This window comes from Mycolicibacterium lacusdiani (genome assembly GCF_021916785.1).
GTDB lineage: Bacteria > Actinomycetota > Actinomycetes > Mycobacteriales > Mycobacteriaceae > Mycobacterium > Mycobacterium lacusdiani.
The window spans coordinates 136,280-153,064 of sequence record NZ_JAKCFC010000014.1; the positions used below are offsets into that span (position 1 = coordinate 136,280).

General features: G+C 67.6%; 18 protein-coding genes and 1 pseudogene. 7 read left to right on the top strand and 12 right to left on the bottom strand.

Features of this window, described 5'->3' with window-relative positions; translation table 11 throughout:
• Positions 1-17: 17 nt before the first annotated feature.
• A complete protein-coding gene (locus tag LOK44_RS28655; protein ID WP_237573468.1) occupies positions 18-1,574 on the bottom strand; it encodes an AMP-binding protein in 1,557 nt (518 codons plus the stop codon).
• A gap of 120 nt (positions 1,575-1,694) precedes the next feature.
• Between LOK44_RS28655 and LOK44_RS28660 the strand changes: the two genes are divergently transcribed.
• The 3 genes from LOK44_RS28660 to LOK44_RS28670 all read left to right on the top strand — a co-directional run bounded on the left by LOK44_RS28660 (position 1,695) and on the right by LOK44_RS28670 (position 3,351).
• Positions 1,695-2,411 (top strand): enoyl-CoA hydratase/isomerase family protein, encoded by a 717-nt coding sequence (locus tag LOK44_RS28660; protein ID WP_237573495.1) that lies wholly within the window; start codon positions 1,695-1,697, stop codon positions 2,409-2,411.
• Between the two features lie 116 nt (positions 2,412-2,527).
• Complete coding sequence (locus tag LOK44_RS28665) at positions 2,528-2,995, top strand: DUF5994 family protein (RefSeq protein ID WP_237573469.1); 468 nt, start codon at positions 2,528-2,530, stop codon at positions 2,993-2,995.
• A 152-nt stretch (positions 2,996-3,147) separates the two neighbouring features.
• Complete coding sequence (locus tag LOK44_RS28670; protein WP_163924245.1) at positions 3,148-3,351, top strand: cold-shock protein; 204 nt, start codon at positions 3,148-3,150, stop codon at positions 3,349-3,351.
• A gap of 104 nt (positions 3,352-3,455) precedes the next feature.
• On the opposite strand, the gene LOK44_RS28675 is transcribed toward LOK44_RS28670, so the two are convergent.
• The 3 genes from LOK44_RS28675 to LOK44_RS28685 are packed head-to-tail and all read right to left on the bottom strand — an operon-like array spanning position 3,456 to position 5,222.
• The gene (locus LOK44_RS28675; RefSeq protein ID WP_237573470.1) at positions 3,456-3,980 is read right to left on the bottom strand and encodes a VOC family protein; all 525 of its coding nucleotides are present in this window, start codon (positions 3,978-3,980) and stop codon (positions 3,456-3,458) included.
• Positions 3,977-4,780 (bottom strand): SDR family NAD(P)-dependent oxidoreductase, encoded by an 804-nt coding sequence (locus tag LOK44_RS28680; RefSeq protein WP_237573471.1) that lies wholly within the window; start codon positions 4,778-4,780, stop codon positions 3,977-3,979. Before LOK44_RS28680 ends, LOK44_RS28675 begins: the two co-directional genes overlap by 4 nt.
• Positions 4,773-5,222: a nuclear transport factor 2 family protein gene (locus LOK44_RS28685; RefSeq protein ID WP_237573472.1), complete on the bottom strand. Its 450-nt coding sequence runs from the start codon at positions 5,220-5,222 to the stop codon at positions 4,773-4,775. The genes LOK44_RS28680 and LOK44_RS28685 overlap by 8 nt, the downstream gene beginning before the upstream one ends.
• Positions 5,223-5,279: 57 nt before the next feature.
• On the opposite strand from LOK44_RS28685, the gene LOK44_RS28690 reads away from it, so the two are divergent.
• The gene (locus tag LOK44_RS28690; RefSeq protein WP_237573473.1) at positions 5,280-5,732 is read left to right on the top strand and encodes an Rv2576c family protein; all 453 of its coding nucleotides are present in this window, start codon (positions 5,280-5,282) and stop codon (positions 5,730-5,732) included.
• 17 nt (positions 5,733-5,749) lie between these two features.
• Here the strand turns inward: LOK44_RS28690 and LOK44_RS28695 are convergent, their stop codons facing one another.
• Positions 5,750-6,361 (bottom strand): TetR/AcrR family transcriptional regulator, encoded by a 612-nt coding sequence (locus tag LOK44_RS28695; RefSeq protein WP_237573474.1) that lies wholly within the window; start codon positions 6,359-6,361, stop codon positions 5,750-5,752.
• Positions 6,362-6,563: 202 nt separating this feature from the next.
• Between LOK44_RS28695 and LOK44_RS28700 the strand changes: the two genes are divergently transcribed.
• Positions 6,564-7,844 (top strand): cytochrome P450, encoded by a 1,281-nt coding sequence (locus LOK44_RS28700; RefSeq protein WP_237573475.1) that lies wholly within the window; start codon positions 6,564-6,566, stop codon positions 7,842-7,844.
• A gap of 93 nt (positions 7,845-7,937) precedes the next feature.
• Positions 7,938-8,429 (top strand): hypothetical protein, encoded by a 492-nt coding sequence (locus LOK44_RS28705; RefSeq protein WP_237573476.1) that lies wholly within the window; start codon positions 7,938-7,940, stop codon positions 8,427-8,429.
• Between the two features lie 26 nt (positions 8,430-8,455).
• Here LOK44_RS28705 and LOK44_RS28710 read toward each other — a convergent pair whose 3' ends face one another.
• On the bottom strand, positions 8,456-8,869 hold the full coding sequence (locus tag LOK44_RS28710) for a hypothetical protein (protein WP_237573477.1): 414 nt from the start codon (positions 8,867-8,869) through the stop codon (positions 8,456-8,458).
• Between the two features lie 205 nt (positions 8,870-9,074).
• On the opposite strand from LOK44_RS28710, the gene LOK44_RS28715 reads away from it, so the two are divergent.
• Positions 9,075-9,590: an Rv2253/PknI dimerization domain-containing protein gene (locus tag LOK44_RS28715; RefSeq protein ID WP_237573478.1), complete on the top strand. Its 516-nt coding sequence runs from the start codon at positions 9,075-9,077 to the stop codon at positions 9,588-9,590.
• Between the two features lie 89 nt (positions 9,591-9,679).
• On the opposite strand, the gene LOK44_RS28720 is transcribed toward LOK44_RS28715, so the two are convergent.
• The 6 genes and pseudogenes from LOK44_RS28720 to LOK44_RS28745 form a co-directional block, all read right to left on the bottom strand.
• Entirely contained in the window at positions 9,680-11,452 is a 1,773-nt protein-coding gene (locus tag LOK44_RS28720) for an MCE family protein (protein ID WP_237573479.1), read from the bottom strand.
• Positions 11,452-12,822 (bottom strand): MCE family protein, encoded by a 1,371-nt coding sequence (locus LOK44_RS28725; RefSeq protein ID WP_237573480.1) that lies wholly within the window; start codon positions 12,820-12,822, stop codon positions 11,452-11,454. Before LOK44_RS28725 ends, LOK44_RS28720 begins: the two co-directional genes overlap by 1 nt.
• On the bottom strand, positions 12,819-14,348 hold the full coding sequence (locus LOK44_RS28730; protein ID WP_372481331.1) for an MCE family protein: 1,530 nt from the start codon (positions 14,346-14,348) through the stop codon (positions 12,819-12,821). Before LOK44_RS28730 ends, LOK44_RS28725 begins: the two co-directional genes overlap by 4 nt.
• Complete coding sequence (locus LOK44_RS28735; protein ID WP_237573482.1) at positions 14,348-15,439, bottom strand: MCE family protein; 1,092 nt, start codon at positions 15,437-15,439, stop codon at positions 14,348-14,350. The genes LOK44_RS28730 and LOK44_RS28735 overlap by 1 nt, the downstream gene beginning before the upstream one ends.
• Entirely contained in the window at positions 15,439-16,464 is a 1,026-nt protein-coding gene (locus LOK44_RS28740; RefSeq protein WP_237573483.1) for an MCE family protein, read from the bottom strand. Before LOK44_RS28740 ends, LOK44_RS28735 begins: the two co-directional genes overlap by 1 nt.
• A pseudogene (locus tag LOK44_RS28745) lies at positions 16,461-16,785 on the bottom strand (MCE family protein); the annotation flags it as partial. The gene LOK44_RS28740 and the pseudogene LOK44_RS28745, both read right to left, overlap by 4 nt.

The following is a 16,785-nucleotide window of genomic DNA, read 5'->3' on the forward strand; positions in this document are numbered from 1 at the left end:
GACCGGCTCGGCGAAGCTCAGGTGGCGAGGCTCTGGCGGACCAGGAACTTCTGCACCTTGCCGCTCGCCGTCCGCGGGTAGACGTCGACCACGTGCAGTTCCTCGGGCCACTTCTGGCGCGCCACCCCTGCTTCGTCGAAGTGCGCGCGCACCTCCTCGAGGGATGGCAGTTCGCAGCCCGGCTTGAGACGCAGCACCGCGGCGGCCCGCTCGCCGAGCCGCCGATCGGGCGCCGCCACCACCACTGCTTCGGCTACCTGTGGCATCGCCAGGAGCACCTCCTCGACCTCGAGCGCGCTGATGTTCTCGCCCGCCCGGATGATCACGTCGGCCTTGCGGTCGGTGATCGTGAGGTAGCCGTCGTCGTCGAGCACGCCGACGTCGCCGGTCCGGTACCAGCCGTCGTCGTCGAAGGCCTTCGCGGTCAATTCCGGATCGGTGTACCCGAGGCAGAGATCGGGACCGCGGCTGAGGATCTCGCCCTCCGCGGTCAGGCGGATCTCGACCCCCGGACGCGGATTGCCGTCGGTGAACAGCCGCTTGTCCTCGGGCGCATACGGGCTCGATCCGGTGATCGACGGATGTTCCGTGCTGCCGTACGAGCGGTAGACGAGCACGCCACGGTCGGAGAGCCGGCGCGTCACGGCGGCGGGCACGGTCGATCCGCCCAGCCCGGCGGTCGTGATGAGGGCCATGTGTCGGGCAGTGAAGTCGGGGTGGTCCATCAAGCTGGTCAGGAAGTAGGGCGGGCCGCCTCCGATGGACACGCCGTCCGACAGCATCAAGGCCAGTACCCGCCCGGGATCCCATACGTCGCACAGGTCGATCGGCGTGCCCTCGAGCACCGGAATCAGGAACGCGCTAAGCATTCCGATGAAGTGACCGACCGGTGTGGCGGTGAGTTGGCGACCGCGGTCGGACGGGTAGTTGGCCAGCAGCTGGCGTGTCTCGCAGTTGAGCGTCTGGTGACTGTGGATGACGCCCTTCGGGTCCCGGGTGGTGCCCGAGGTGAATGCGATCAGCGCGGGACTCGCCGGGTCGGTCGCGACGACACCCTCGAGCGGCTCGTCGGCCAGGAGCCGGTCGAGGTCCTCGATGCGCTCGTCACCGGTTCCGTCATGGCCGACCAGCGCCACGATGGGGACGTCGGCACACAGATCGGGATGGAATGTCATGCGGCCGAACCGTTCGGTGGAGACGAAGACCTTGGGCTTCGCCGTGGCCAGGATGTGGCTCAGTTCCTTGCGGCCGTAGAAGTGCACGATGGGCACGACCACCGCGCCGAGCAGTGCCGCGGCCCAGAAGACGACCGCCGCGTCCTTCCAGTTCGGGAGTTGCATGGCGACCACGTCGCCAGGGCCGACGCCACGCTCCTGAAGGCCGGTGGCGAGTCGCCTCGCCTCCGCTTCGACCGCCGCGCACGTCCCGACGTACGGGCGCACGTCGGAGTGGACGACGAACCCCACGTCAGGCGCCGCGGCCAACCCGTCTGCGATGAGGTCACCGAGGGTTTCCGACGTCCACCACCCCTGCGCCTCGTAGTGTTCGACGAGCGCCTTCGGGATCTTTCGCATCGGTTTCCGCAACACCTTTACTGGGTCGGCTGCTAGGTCGGCTCGGACTTTTGGAGATGTTATTCTCGCCCGCCGAGAATGCCAATACCGCAGATGGAGAATGCCTTGGACGACAGTCGCATGGTCCACCTCGAAGTCGACGATGGCTTGGCCGTCATCACCATCGACAGGCCGCACGCGCGCAATGCGATCTCGTTGTCGACGATGGACCGGCTCGACGAGGCACTCGACGGCGCGGTCGGCGCCCGCGCCCTGGTGATCAAGGGCGCCGGGGACAAGGCGTTCGTATCCGGCGGCGACCTGAAGGAACTCGCCGCCCTGCGCACGGAGGAAGAGGCCTCCGCGATGGCGTGGCGGATGCGCACGGTGTGCGACCGCATCGCCAGCTTTCCGGGCCCCGTCCTCGCCGCGCTCAACGGCCACGCCCTCGGTGGCGGCGCCGAGGTGGCCGTCGCGGCCGACATCCGACTTGCCGCCGACGACGTGAAGATCGGCTTCAACCAGGTGAGCCTGGAGATCATGCCCGCCTGGGGCGGCGCCGAGCGCCTGGCAGCCCTGGTCGGCAGGAGTCGCGCGCTGCTACTCGCCGGCACCGGCACGATCATGGACGCGGCCGAGGCCGAGCGTGTCGGACTGATTCAGAAGGTCGTGCCCCGCGACGCGTTCGAAGACGAATGGCGCAGCCTTGCCCGCAAGTTGGCTCACCGCGCCGCGGGCGAGGTGAAGCGCGTCGTGGGCGGGGCAACTCCCGACGAGGCCGTCGCTGCCTTCGCCCGGCTGTGGGTCGACGACGCCCACTGGGAGGCCGCGGACCGGGTGATGAACCGCGCCCGGTGATCGATTGCGCAGGTCACGTAGGCTGAGGAGGATCGGCGGCACTTCGCACGCGACTACTTGATGCCGCGTCGTCGCCGATTCACCGGTCGTCGTTCGGCCGAGACAGGAGCGTCGTCATGACGCCATCGCCAAGCACCCTCGACACCACCGACCAGGCCGACGCCGAGGACCGCTCGGGTCCCGAGCACACTCCTCGCCTGCGGCTCAAGCCGAAGGCACCCGTCACCGGGTACGTCGACGGAGCCTGGTGGCCGCATTCCGACGACCTGGCCGCCGAACTACCGGATCTGCTCGCGGTGCTCTCGGTCCGACTGGGACCGGTCGGTCGGGTCATGTACCGCATGGACGACTGGGCGACACCGCCTGCGCGGCTGGTGACCGGTGGGCGCTCGGTGCGTCTCGACGGATACCGGCGACAGCCGGTCGGCACCGTGGAGGTCACCGGACTCGCCGGACGCGGGATCGTGCTCGCCGTCGTTGCGCCACAGACCAATTCGGACCAAGCCCATGCCACGCTGATGGCCGCCGCCCACCCGGGGGACACCTCCTCGGTCGCCGATCTCCTCGGTACCGGAAGCAGCTGAGTCCGCCCCGCCACCGGGTCCGGTGGTGAAAACCAACTTGGCGACAACGAATTTCGATCTAGGTGCAGCCGATCGCGAAATACCCTGATAGGCTCGTTTTACGGGCGTCTCTTCATTGACGTTCGATGAAAACCAGGAAAGTAGAAACTAGTATGACGCAGGGCACCGTAAAGTGGTTCAACGCCGAAAAGGGCTTCGGCTTCATCACGCCTGATGGCGCGAGCGAAGACGTTTTCGTCCACCACTCGGAGATCCAGGTCCAGGGTTACCGCACCCTTGACGAGAACCAGCGCGTTGAGTTCGAAATCAACCCGGGCGCCAAGGGGCCGCAGGCCGTTGGTGTGAAGGCGCTGTAACACAAGCTTCGAACACGTTCTGCGCTGCGAGCAGTCGTTCTCTCCGGAGAACTTCTGCACGCAGCGCAGAATTTTTTTGTCTGCAGCCGGAATCGTCGACCCGATCAGCCCAGCCGGCGGATCGGGTCGCTGCCATCCCAGTCCTTCGCGGCCGCCATGACCATCGACGCCATGCCCTCGAGCGCCTCGGTCCGCGCGGTGATCTCCGCAACCGCGGCACCGGTTGGCGGTTCCACGTAGGCATAGCGCTGGCCCTGGTCGGCGCCACCCACCCACACGACGGGCCAGTCCGCCTCGCCGACCGCAGCCATCGTCGCGTCGAAGTCCTCGGTCCACCAGCACAGCTGCTGGAAGCCCTCGCCGTGCGCGGCGAGGAACTCGGTGTAGATGCTGGGGGTGTCGTCGTCCTGCTGGATGAGTTCCAGCTGCATGTCGCCGCTGTTGGCCCACGCCAGCGACAACGTCACCGAACACGGCTCACCCCGGTAGGACACGTCCTGGCGTAGTGCGCGCATCACGAACCATGGTCCGACGCCCATCGCGACCCACTGCTCGAGCGCGGCATCGATGTCGCGAACGACATAGCCGATCTGGCGAATCGCGCCGGGCAGGATCGGCTGCGCCCTCACGCTCCCGTCCGCTTGTCGGCGAAGTCGCGCGACGCGATGCTCATCATCTCGACGAGTGAGCGCCGGTCGATGGTCCAGATCTGGGAGGCCACCGCCCGGTTGTTCTCTCCGACGACGTGCACCGGGCCGTTGCCGACGTTCTCGGCGATCTCGCGCGCCACGTCCTCGGAGGTCATGTGCGCGATCGGGTCGTACTCGACGCCCATGCGCGCAAGCGCAGGCGTGTAGGTCATCCCGAGCGGAGTGCAGCACACGTCGACGCCGTGCGGCCCTAGTTCGGCCCAGAGCCCCTCGGCGAAGTTGTGCTGGAACGCCTTGACTCCGGAGTACATCGCCAGGGTTGCCGACCCCGCCACGCAGGCCAGTGACGCGACCAACACGATCCCGCCGCGACCGCGGTCGCGCATCGCCGGAGCGAACTGCCGTACCAGCGCCACCGGGCCGATGCAGTCGAGCTTGATCTGGTCGAGCGAGTACTCGAAGGAGTTGTCGAGGAACGGCGACGTGCGGTCCGACGCTCCGGCGTTGTAGACGAGCATTCCGACGTCGAGACCGGCACACGCGGCGGCCGCCTGCTCGGCGACGTCGTCGACGGTGAGGTCGAGGGCGACGGGCCGCACCTGGACGCCGTGGCGCTCCCGCACGCCGGCGGCGACCTCCTCGAGCAGCGCAGCGTTGCGGGCGACGAGCACGAGGTCGAGTCCGCGTGCGCCGAGTTCGTCGGCCAGGCAGGCACCGATGCCCTCGGACGCACCGGCAATCACGGCGCAGGGGCCGTACCGCTCGGCGAACTCACTCACGACCGGCACCCCCGGCGGTCGCCGCCTCGGCGCGGGCTCCCCCGGTCAACATGCGTGCCATGTGCGTCGAGCGCTCGCGGATGCGCCAGCCGTCGGGCGTTCGGGCGAAGACGTCCTGGTAGTGACCCACGACGTCGATCCAATTGTCCGGGTCGCCCGGGGTGAGCAGCAGAACGGCGTGGACGTAGGACCGCACGGTCGCCTCGTCGCCGTCGACGTCGATCGCGAAGTTCGACAGCCGGTGATACGTCGGCCCCATCGAGCCGTGCAGTTGCTCCATCAGCTCGGTGAAGGCGTCGGGATCGGTGAACGTACCGACCTCGGCGTAGTCGACGTGCACCTCGTCGGCCCAGCAGGTCCGGAACAACGCCCAGTCCTTCGAGTCGATGCCCGTCGCATAGCGGATGAGAACGTCGCTGATCTGTGCCTTGTCTGGATCCACGAATCGACGTTAGTTCATTCGGCCCCACCGCAGTGAACGTCGTTCTAAAATTCGGAAATGATGTTTCCACGCGGGTCCCGGTACCTGGCTACCGCCAGGGCAGCGGCGAAGACCCTGCTGGTCCCGGCCCTGCTGGTCGCCGGATGGGCCACGGCTGCACCCGCTGCCGCCGAGGGACCGGTGCTGCGCCACGTGAAGTACACGGTGTTCAGCGAACGGCCCTACGCCGGTGCCGAGATCTACTACCGGGACGTGGACCCGCCCAACTTCGCCGACTACAGCCACAACCCGTACCAGTACAGCCCGAACGTCGAGGCCGACCTGGGACCGGACCAGATGTGGACGCTCGACGTCATGCTCGCCGACCCCGATCAGTGGGCGATGGTCACCGTGTCGAGCCTCGATTCGCCGCAACGACCGAACTTTCACTGCGTGCTCGCCGTCGACGGTCAGGTCGTGGCCACCAATCAGGGACCGAAGGGGGCGCTCTGCTCGATGCGCAACTGGTGACCCTGCGGGCGTACGGGTCAGGCGGACGCCGAGGCGTCGGCCACCGCTCGCTCGCCCTCCAGCTTGCGCAGCCACTCCTCGCAGAACCCGATCATCTCGTCGTGGCCGAAGGACACACCGAGCGAACGTTCCACCGCGAGCACCCGCGACACGCTCGTCGCGAACACCGCCCAGACCACAGGCGGTACGTCGGTGGTCTCGTACCCGTAGCGGCGCAGGGTCGCGGTCATCGCCTCGACCTGCTGCTCGCGGAAGCGGTCGGCGTACACCGCGATCTCCGCGCGCAGCGCCTTGCGATGATTCGCCAGACCCATGAACTCCATGGTGAGCCGGGCGAACTGCGGGTCGCTGCCGAAGTCCCACATCGCCCACAGCGGTTGATCGGACTTCATCGCCTCGGCGTGCACCTCGAGTCCCAGCTTGGACATCCGCCGGAAGACCTCGATGAACAGGTCGTCCATGGTCCGGAAGTAGTAGTGCACCAGCTGCGGCTTCAGACCGGCCCGTTCGGCGACCCGGCGCGACGTCACCGCGGCGTAGCCGTCCTCGAGCATGAGTTGCTCGGCAGCATCGAGCAACACTCCCCGATTCTTGGCGTCGGGCCCGCCGATCCTCCGATCGGATGCCATGCCACCACTTCCTTCTCATCGCGCGGTCGTGCCGTGAGTCCGCAAGCAGATCGTAGACGTCGGACGGCGCCGCAACCTTGACCGCGACCATACGTCATGCTAAGCAGGTGCTCAGCACTTTCAGCCCAGATCGCGCCGCCGGCACGGCGGTTCACGTCCCGTCGTCGCATCGACGTGACGGCACCGGAAGGAATCCCCCGAGATGACAGCCGACTTCGACACCGTCGACTACTTCACCGATCAGTCTTTGATTCCCGATCCGCACCCGTACTTCGACCACCTGCGGAGCAAGTGCCCGGTGGTCAGGGAGCCCAACTACGGCGTGCTGGCCATCACGGGATACGACGAGGCCGGCCAGGTGCTCAAGGACACCGAGACGTTCTCGTCGTGCATCGCGGTGGCGGGCCCGTTCCCGCCGCTGCCGTTCACACCCGTTGGCGACGACATCACCGAGCAGATCAGCGCGCACCGGTCGCAGATGCCGATGTTCGAGCACATGGTCACCATGGATCCGCCCGACCACACCAACGCCCGTTCCCTGCTCAACCGGCTGCTGACGCCGCGCCGGCTCAAGGAGAACGAAGACTTCATGTGGCGGCTCGCCGACGACTGCCTCGACGACTTCGTCGCCAACGGCAGCTGTGAGTTCCTCAGCGCCTACGCAAAGCCGTTCTCGCTGTTGGTGATCGCCGACATGCTCGGTGTCCCGCAGGAAGACCACGAGGAGTTCCGCGTCGTGCTGGGCGCGCCGCGCCCCGGTGCGCAGGTCGGCTCCCTCGACGGCGATCTGGTCGGCCTGAATCCGCTGGCATGGCTCGACGACAAGTTCGTCGGCTATCTAGAGGATCGACGCGAGTCGCCCCGCGATGACGTGCTCACCGCACTGGCCACGGCCAACTACCCCGACGGCTCCGTCCCGCCCGTCCTCGAGGTGGCCCGCTCTGCCACGTTCCTCTTCGCCGCCGGACAGGAGACCACCACCAAGCTGTTGTCCGCGGCGATGCGGGTGATCGGCGACCATCCCGAGGTGCAGGACGCACTGCGCGCGGACCGTAGCCGAATCCCGGTGTTCGTCGAGGAGGCGCTGCGGATGGACGCTCCCGTCAAGAGCCAGTTCCGACTTGCCAAGAAGAACACCAAGATCGGCGACATCGACGTGCCGGCAGGCACCACCGTGATGGTGTGTCCTGGCGCCGTGAACCGCGACCCGGCCCGCTTCGAGAACCCGCACGAGTTCGATCTCGACCGCAAGAACGTCCGCGAGCACATCGCATTCGGCCGTGGCGTACACAGCTGCCCCGGCGGCCCGTTGGCCCGCGTCGAGGGGCGCGTGTCGATGGAGCGCATCTTGGACCGCATGGGCGACATCACGATCGACGACGAGAAGCACGGACCCGAGGGGAGCCGTAGCTACGACTACGAGCCGACGTTCATCCTCCGCGGACTGACGCAGATCAACATCCAGTTCACCCCGCTGGACTGAATCCGGTTGACGCAGTTGGGGGAAACTCCGTGACGGGAGCGCGGGGCCGATAAGCTTGGTCTGTCAGAGCACGCACGAGAACGGGAGACGGCCGTGGCCTCACATCCGAAGGTGGCCGTGTCGGCCGTCGGCGCTGCGCTGGTGACCGCGGCGACGGTTCTCGCCCCGGGTTCTCATGCCGCCGTGGAGATGCGAATCGGCAATTACGAAGTGGCGAACAACCGTTGGAACGACCACTCCTTCGTCTGGTCGGTCGCGCACTCGTGCGGTGCCCCCGACTGCGGCACCTACTTCGAGGATCCGGTGATCGCACCGGAGACGACGAACCTCAACGTGATCGCCATCCCGCGACCGTTGAAGAGCCAGCGCTTTCAGAACACCGCGTTCTACGACAACGGCCGGTACACGATGACCGTGGACGTCATCGACGGGGTGCGTTGCATCGGCTACAACCTGCCGTCGCACGACGTGTATTCATGGGACGCAGTGACACTCGCGGGAACCATCGTGTCCACGTATGGCGCGGGCTGCTACGGCGCGCCGGGTGGCACGAGCACGTACACCTTCTCGCTCGTCAAGATGTAGCGCCCGCCGCCATGGGGCGGCGACCCTCAGATGTCGCCGCGTGTCCAAGTGCTCGCGCCGGTGCGCGCATCGCAGGACAGGAACAGACCGTCGGGCGCTTGGGCCATCTCGCCGTCGCGTCCGGAGCAATTGCTGCCCTCGATCTTCACCCCGCGCAGCTCGGTCGAGCGGAACCATCGTGGCGCGTACCGGCGAGGAGAACCGCAGAACACGACGCGCCCCCAGGACGTCACGCCGAAGACGTAGTACGTGGTGTTCGTACACGGCGCACCGAGCACGGCGCCGGGCTGTATGCCTGGCACGCAGGACGGCTCATTGCATTCCGCGATGGGCGCAGGCGGTGCCGGCGGGGGTGGTTCGGCCGGGACCGCAGGCGCGGTGATCAGACCGGCGGCCAGTAAGCCGGTAGCTGCAGCCACGACGAGACGCACGGAACACATTCTCGCACAACGGAGAGCGTTCTTCTCCGCTTCGCAGAAGTTCCCTCGACCACCACGTCACGGACGCTCGACGGAAGGGTCGTGACGACGGCGGGAAACGCCACCTCGACCACCGTGCCGAATGCTAATCTACTTGCGAGAATGCCGTTTCCGCGGCAGCCGGGCCCCATCGACACCGGGGCATGCACACACCGAGGAGCGAGTCGTGGGCTCAGCGAAGACGATCTCGAGCGCAGCATTGCTCGCCACCGCCATGACCGTCCTCGGCACCGCGCCACACGCCACCGCCGAGTACGAGCAGTACGCCATGAACGGGACGTACTCCGTGGTGTCCAACGGTGAGTGGGCCAGGATGAACGACCGCTACCAGGACGAACCGTCGGTGCACAGCACCTGGACGGTGAATACCGTCTGCACGAACGCAATCACCTGCTCGGGCACGGTGACCAGCAGCCTGGGGTGGACCGAGGACGTCTATACCACCATCGGCAACCTGTGGTACGTCAAGCACTTCGTCCCCGACTGGATCCCGTGCCCCGACGGCACCCGCGCCCCAGGTCTGCAGGTGTACAAGTTCTACCCCGCGACCGACGAGGGTATGTCGCAACGCATCTCGGATCTGTGGATCGGAGAGGACGAGACCACCGGCATGAGCGGCAACTGCGGCCGCAACCGCTCCCTGGTGCTGAACCTGCCCGTCAAGATCTCCAAGGTCAGCTGACCCGGCGCTCAGCCGCCTTCCACGAAAACGTCTTTCACGAACACGACCCCCCGGCCCTCGGGCAGGGGGGTCGTGTCGCGTGGACGCAGCTAGTGCGGCAGCAGGTCCTTCCACGTCTTGGCGAGCGGTTGGTCGGCCACCAGGTTCGTCACCTGGTACACCTTGCCGTCGGACCCGACGTACTCACCCGTGCGCGGATTGTATTGCGCCACAGCGACACTCGGACCACCGCCGGACTTGCCACCGAAGGCGCTGGGCGCGGCAGGCACCGCACCGCCGTCGGGCACCGGCGCGAGACCCAGTGGTCCCGGGGCAGGCCCGGGTGCGAGCGGTGCGGCGGCCGGTGCGTCAGGCACCGCCAGCGGCGCACCGGGCGCTGCCTCGGGTGCCGGTCCGGGCGGCGGACCCAGCGGGGCGATCGGTTGACCGTTGAGGGAGTTCCCTGGCGGCGGCGCAGGCGGGATCGCGGTGGCGATGGGCGCCTCCAGTGGCGACACCGGAGCCCCTATCGGCGGTCCCGCATTGGGCATCGTGCCGGCCGGTACCGCACCGGGCGGCAACGGCGTGCCACCGATCGGTGCGTGGATGTCATCGGTCAGCGTCGTGCGGTCGTCGATCGGAATGCCCTGGGCGATCAGGCTGGGATCGATCGGATACGGCCCAGTCGCGTGCTGGCGCATCGCCAACGGGACGAAGGGCTTGTCGCTGTTGCAAATCTGGACCGTCGGCGCGCGCTTGCCCGGCTTGCGGATGCAGGGGAAGTTGCGCAAACCGCGGACCGCGATCGGCGAGTCCTGGGGCAGCTTGCAGTAGATGCCGTCCGGGGTGTCGATGTCCGACTCGTCGGCCGGTGATCGCCACGACGACGGCGGCAGGAACCCGACCGTGCACGCGGGCGGGTCGCTGACGGTCGCGGCGAAGTCGCCACGCGCACTGCCCGTGGAATCGGAGGTGACCGAATATCCCTGCTGCTGTGCGATGTATGGCGGCAACAGCACGAGCAACTGCTCCAGCGACGCGTTGTAGGTCATCAGGATCTCGCTCACGGTCCCGAGATTCGCGAGCAGGACCGGCAACGTCGGCTTGAGCTGATTCAGCAGACCCGTGGTCTCGTCGCTGAAGCTCGGGAACCCTTGCAGCACCCTGCGGAACTGCGGATCACTGGCCTGCAGCTGACCCGTGAAGCCGGCCAGGCTGCGCGCCCAGGTCCGGATCGAGTCAGAGGTGGCCGCCTGCCCCTCCAGCAGCGGACGGGTGTCGTCGGCCAGCATTCGAGTCTGGTCGGCGACGCCGTTGAGGTCGGCGCTGAGCGTCGCACCGGAGTCCAGCAGCGAGCCGAAGTCGAACCCTGCACCGTTGAATCCCTTGTACGTCTCGTCGAGGAGGTCGCCGAGCCGGTCCTTCGGGAAGGAGTCGACGAGCTTGCTGACCCGGTCCAGGACCGGGCCAACCGGAGCCGGAATCGTGGTGTCCCCGACCGCAATCACCGACCCGTTCTCCAGGTACGGCCCGGAATCGGTGCGCGGCCGAAGGTCGACGTATTGCTCGCCGACCGCCGAGACGCTGCGGACCTCGGCCTGCAGGTCGATGGGAATCTTGGGCGAGGTCGCGAGCGACATCGTCGCCTCCGCGCCGGTGGGCGTCACCCGGACCTCGGTAACCTTGCCCACCTCCACGCCGCGGTAGGTCACGTTGCTGAACCGGTAGAGCCCACCGGACGACGGCAACTGCAGCTTGACCTCGTACTTGCCGATCCCCAGCAGCGTGGGTACCTGCACGTAGTTGACGGCCATCAGCGTCACGCCGACGATCCCCACGATCGTGAAGATCGCCAGCTGGATCTTGATGAATCTGGTGAGCATCAGTTGCCTCCACCTGCGGGCCCGTACGGGCCCGCGAAGATCGGATCACCAGGGGAAGGCGGACCGTCGGCGGCGGGTGCGCCGGAATCCGACTGCGGGACCACGGGGAGCACCGGTCCGCTGACCGGTGGCAGCGGCGGCGGGGCCTGCGGGGGCAGGGCACCCGCACCGGGCTGGCTACGGTCGGCTCCCGGTGGGTCGGCCTGCAGTCCCGCGGTCGGCGGGTTGCCGGGCAGCGCGGACAGCGGGCCACCGGGTGGCGGCGGCCGCAGTGGCCGGCCCATCGGGTCGTAGGTGTAGCGCTGGAAGTACGGCTCACCCGGCAGCGGCACGAGGTCGCGGCCCTCCTGCCCTGCCCTCGACCCGAGGAAGATGGACTTCCGCAGGCGCGGGCCGGAGATGTCGACGGTGGCGAACAGGTTGATGAAGTCGCCGCGTACGGCGCGGTCGATGAGGTTCTGCCCGTAGGGGAACACCGTTGCGTACGCGAGGCTGGCATCGAGGTCCGGACCGACGTCGGCGAGCGCCTTGATGGTCGGCTGCAGGCCCTCGAGGTTCTTCACCAGGTCGTCCTGGGTGTCGTTGACGAGCCGGGTGGCGGTGTTGCTGAACACCCCGAGCTTGTCCAGCGCGGTGGTGAGCTGCGGCCGCTCCCGGTCCAGTACCTCCAGGGCACGCGGAAGGCGTTGCAGTGCAGCGGTGATCACGTCACGGCGGCCGGCGAACGTCGATGCCACGCGGTTGAGCGCATCGATGGTCGCGACCAGGCTCTGGCGCTGCTGATCGAGTGTGCCGATGAACGCGTCGAGTTCGGTGAGCAGACTGCGGAAGTCCTCCTCCCGACCGGACAGCGCTTCGTTGAACGTGTGCACCACGTCGCCGATCTGTCCGAGCCCACCGGCGTTGACCACGACCGACAGCGACGACAGCGTCTCCTCGGTCGTCGGGTACGTCGACGAGTCGTTGAGCGTGATCGTGGCGCCGGGCGGTAGCTTGCCCTCGGGCTTGGTTCCCAGCGGCGGGTCCAGGGCGAGGTGCATGGATCCAAGCAGGCTGGTCTGCCCCACGCTGGCCACGGCGTTGGCCGGGACGGCGACGTCGGGCTTGACCGAGATCTCGACGTTGGCGTGCCAGTCCTGGACGTCCATCCTGCCGACGCTTCCCACGACGACGTCGTTCATGAGGACGGGCGAATTCGATTCCAGCGTGGACACGTTGGCGATCTGCACGTGGTAGGTCACGGCGTCCGAGCCGCGGCCGACAGCGCCCGGCAGGGGCAGCGAGTTCACGCCCTGGAAGGCACACCCGCTGGCGGTCACGATCACGCACGTGCCGGCAGCCACGGCGCGTACGAGTGCTCTTCGCGTCATGACGGTGGCATCCCTTCAGCAGGTAGCGGCGGTCCCGGGGCAGGCCCGGGTGCCGGAGGCGTGGCCTCGGCGGGAAGCAGCATGCCGGGGAGGCTGGGCGTACCAGGTTCGACGGGGGCTGCCGGTGCGGGAGCGCCGGGCAGCGGCGGCCCGATCCGGGTGTCGGCCGGCATGGGAACGGGGGCACCGGGATACAGCGCGGGGAAGGGCTGCAACGGTGTTCGCTCGTTGGTCGGCAACGGGACGCCGGGAGGGCCCATGCCTGGCGGCGGTGGGACGTCGCCGTCCAGACCGGTGTACGCCGATACCGTCGGCGGGATCTCCGGCGGCACCTGGGCCTCACCGCTGCCACCGGGAGCCAACTTCGGATCGGCGTACACGATGTTCTCCGGGCTGGCGGACTTCGCCAGGTACGGGTTGATCGGAATCGGGATGTAGTTGAGGTTCAGCAGCCGCAGCGCGGGGCCGAGGTAGTCGTTGCAGAGCTTGGCGGTCTCGGGCGCGGTCGTGTTCTGCGTGGCGCCGATCATGCCGCAGACGAACTGCATGGGGCTCGCGAGGTTGGGGATCGAGAAGCCACCGCGGACCGCCCCGATGTCGGGATCGTAGATGTTGTAACCGTTTCCGAACGCGTTCGGGGTGATGTGCAGCACCTGCTCGAAGTCGTCCTTGACGTCGACCAGCGTCTGGGTCACCTGCGCCAATCCCTGCAGCTGCTCGGCGGTCTGGTTCCGGGTGCCCGCGACGAATCGCTTGACCTCGTCGACGGCCACGGAGAGATTCGACAGTGCCGCGTCGAGGTCTGACTTGCTGCCGTCGAGCACGCTGGACAGCGTCGCGAGCTGGTTGTTCAGCGACACGATCTGCTCGTTGCTGGCGCGCAGGGCGCCGACGAACACCTGCAGGTTCTTGATGATGCCCACGAAGTCGCCGCTGCCCTCGGCGAGTGTGCGACCCACGCCCGACAGCTGCGCGAGGGTCTGACGGAGCTTCTCACCGTTGCCGTCGAGCGCGTTGGCGGCGCTGTCGATGAACCGGCCGACGGACGTCGTCGTCATGTCACTGGTCGGTCCGAGATCCGTTGCGAGACGCTCGAGTTGCTGCTTGACCTCGTCCCACTCGACGGGAACCGCCGTGCGTTCCTGCGGGATCACCGCGCCGTCGGCCATCTTCTCGCCGCCGTCGGACGTGCGGTAGGCGGGCGTCAGCTGGACGTAGCGCGCGGCGACCAGGTTCTGGGCGACGATCACGGCGGCTGCGTCGGCAGGCACCGATACGCCGTCGTCCACCGACATCACCATCTTGGTCTGGGTGCCAAGCGGTTCGATCGCGTCGATGGTGCCGACCTTCACGCCCGACACCCGGACGTCGTCCCCGACGTAGATGGCCGTCGCGGTCGGGAAGTAGGCGGTGATCTTGGTGGGGCCGAAGAACGCCGCGCGCACCGCGATGAACCCGCCGCCGATGAGCGCGATCACGAGCACGGCAGCGACGGTGGGCACGAGCCACTTTCGGGATCGAGCCATCATCGTGAGCCTCCGGGAACGGCGTTGTACGGCAGCGGCAGTTCGGCGCGGGGGCCGGTTTCCGGTGTGGTGGGCGGTGCCCCGGCGCCGAAGGCGCCGCGGCGGAACCCGAAGGCGTAGTCCAGGAAGGGCTGCAACAGCTGCGCTGGCTGGAAGTTCGGCACGTAGGCGGTGTAGTAGGCGCCGCTGGACACGGCCTCACTGAGGATGCCCTGGTACTTGGCCGCGCCCGGGATCGCCTTGGAGAGGTTGTCGCGGTTGCGCACCAGGACCTCGTTGACCTTGTTGAGCCGCTCCAGCGTGGGTGCCAGCTCGGCCTCGTTGTCCTTCACCAGGCCGACCAGCTGCTGTGACACCGCTGAGGTGTTGGCGAGCAGGTCGACGATGGCTTGGCGGCGTTCCACCAGCACGGCCAGCAGGTCGTTGGCGTTGAGGATCAGGGTGTTCACCTGCTGGCTGCGCTCCGAGAGGATGCCGGTGACGCTGGAGGCCGACTTCAGCAGGTCACCCAGCGTCTCGTTGCGGCTGTTCAGCGATTGCGAGAGGCGACTGAGTCCGTCGAAGGTGGGGCCGAGCTGCGGCGCGATCTCGTCGAGGGTCTGCGACAGCGTGTCGAGCGACTGGTTCAGCTGCGCGGTGTCGGTACCCGCGGTGTTCGTGGTCAGTTCGCCGACCGCATCGCTCAGCGAGTACGGCGACGAGGTCCTGGTCACCGGGATGGCCTCGGTGCGGTTCAAGGTGCCGCTTCCGGCCGACTCCAGGGTCAAGACCCGTTCGCCGAGCAGTGTGCCGGTCTTGATGAGCGCCGAGGTCTCCGACCCGAGCGGGTAGCTGCTGTCCACCGTGAAGCGGACCAGTGCCTGGCCGTCGTCGAGGCCCACCCCGGTGACGGCGCCGACCTTGATGCCCGACAGCGTCACGTCGTTTCCGACCGTGATGCCGCCGGCCTCCTCGAAAAGGGCCTGGTATTGCAGCGACGTGGCGTACGCCGTCAGCCGCTCCGGCTGCAGGCCGACGGCGATGATCAGGATCGCGAGCACGACGCCCATGAACCCTGCACGCGCGAGTTGCGCTCCTCTGTATTTGAGCATTACGGCTCAGCGCACCTTCCGTTTTCCTGCTTCACGAAGGGGAACAGCGACGCCCTGCCCTGCAGGTCCGTGACGCGGATCGAGAGTTCGCAGATGTAGTACTGCACGAATCCGCCGTAGGCGCCGATGCGCGCGAGCTTGCGGTAGTTCTTCGGCGCGTTCTGCAGTGCCCCGTCGAGGTAACCCTTGCCGCTCTCGAGGTTGGGGGCCAGGCGGTTGAGTTCGTCGACGGTGCCGGCCAACGGGGGTCGCGCCTGCGTCAGCAGATCCGCGATGGAGGCGGTCCCGTTGTCGAGGGCGGTGATGGCCGTGCCGATCGGGTCGCGGTCGGCGGACAGTCCGGAGATCAACTTCTCCAGGCGGTCGATCGCGCCTGCGAACTGGTCACCGTCCTTCGAGATCACCTGCAGCGTCTCGTTGAGGTTGTCGATCAGCTGCTCGACGGTCTCGTTGTCGTCGGCCAGCGTGCTGGAGAACGAGGAGGTCTTGGCCAATAGCGAGTTGATCGTCGATCCCTCGCCCTGGAACACCTGCACGAGCGACGCCGTGAGGGCGTTGACGTCCTGCGGGTTGAGACCCTGGACGACCGGCTTCAGTCCGCTCAGCAGCAGATCGAGGTCGAGCGCGGGTTGGGTGCGGTCGATCGGGATCTGCGCACCGGGAGGCATCAGCTTCGTCGACCCCGGCCCGTCGATGAGGTCGACGTAGCGATCGCCGGTCAGGTTGAGGTAGCGGATGGCGGCCCGGGTACCGGTGGTCAGCTTGATCTTCTCGTCGGCGTCGAACTCGACGAGGACGTTGCGGTCCGATTCGAGCGCCACGTCGGTGACGGTGCCCACCCGGATGCCCGCGACCCGGACGGTGTCGCCCACCGCGAGCCGCGAGGCGTTGGAGAACACCGCGGAGTAGCCGTTCGTCGATCCCGTGCGGTACTGCCCGAAGGTGAAGAACAGGAACACCGTCAGCAGCGCCATCACGGTCGCGAAGATGCCGAACTTGATGATCATGCTACGGCCGCCGGTCATCCGGGCATCCCGATCTGTGCGCTGTTGCGGGGCGGTCCCTGCACGGGTCCGAACAATGCCTGCTTGAGTGCATCCGAGTTCAGCAGGACGCCCTGGTTCCCGTACTTCCAGGGGTTGGCGCCGATGTCGGTGACCAGGAAGGGCGGCCGCTTGCCGTTCGGGACCGCAGGCAGCATCTGGTCCTTGCAGGACGAGCCGCTCTTTGCTGCCACGATCGGGAGGTCCTCGGGGTAGCGGTACCGCTCGACGCCCAGGGTGAAGCTCGCCGACACGTCGACGCCGGGCCGGTCGGGTGGCGGGGAGTGCACGAACACGTTGAGA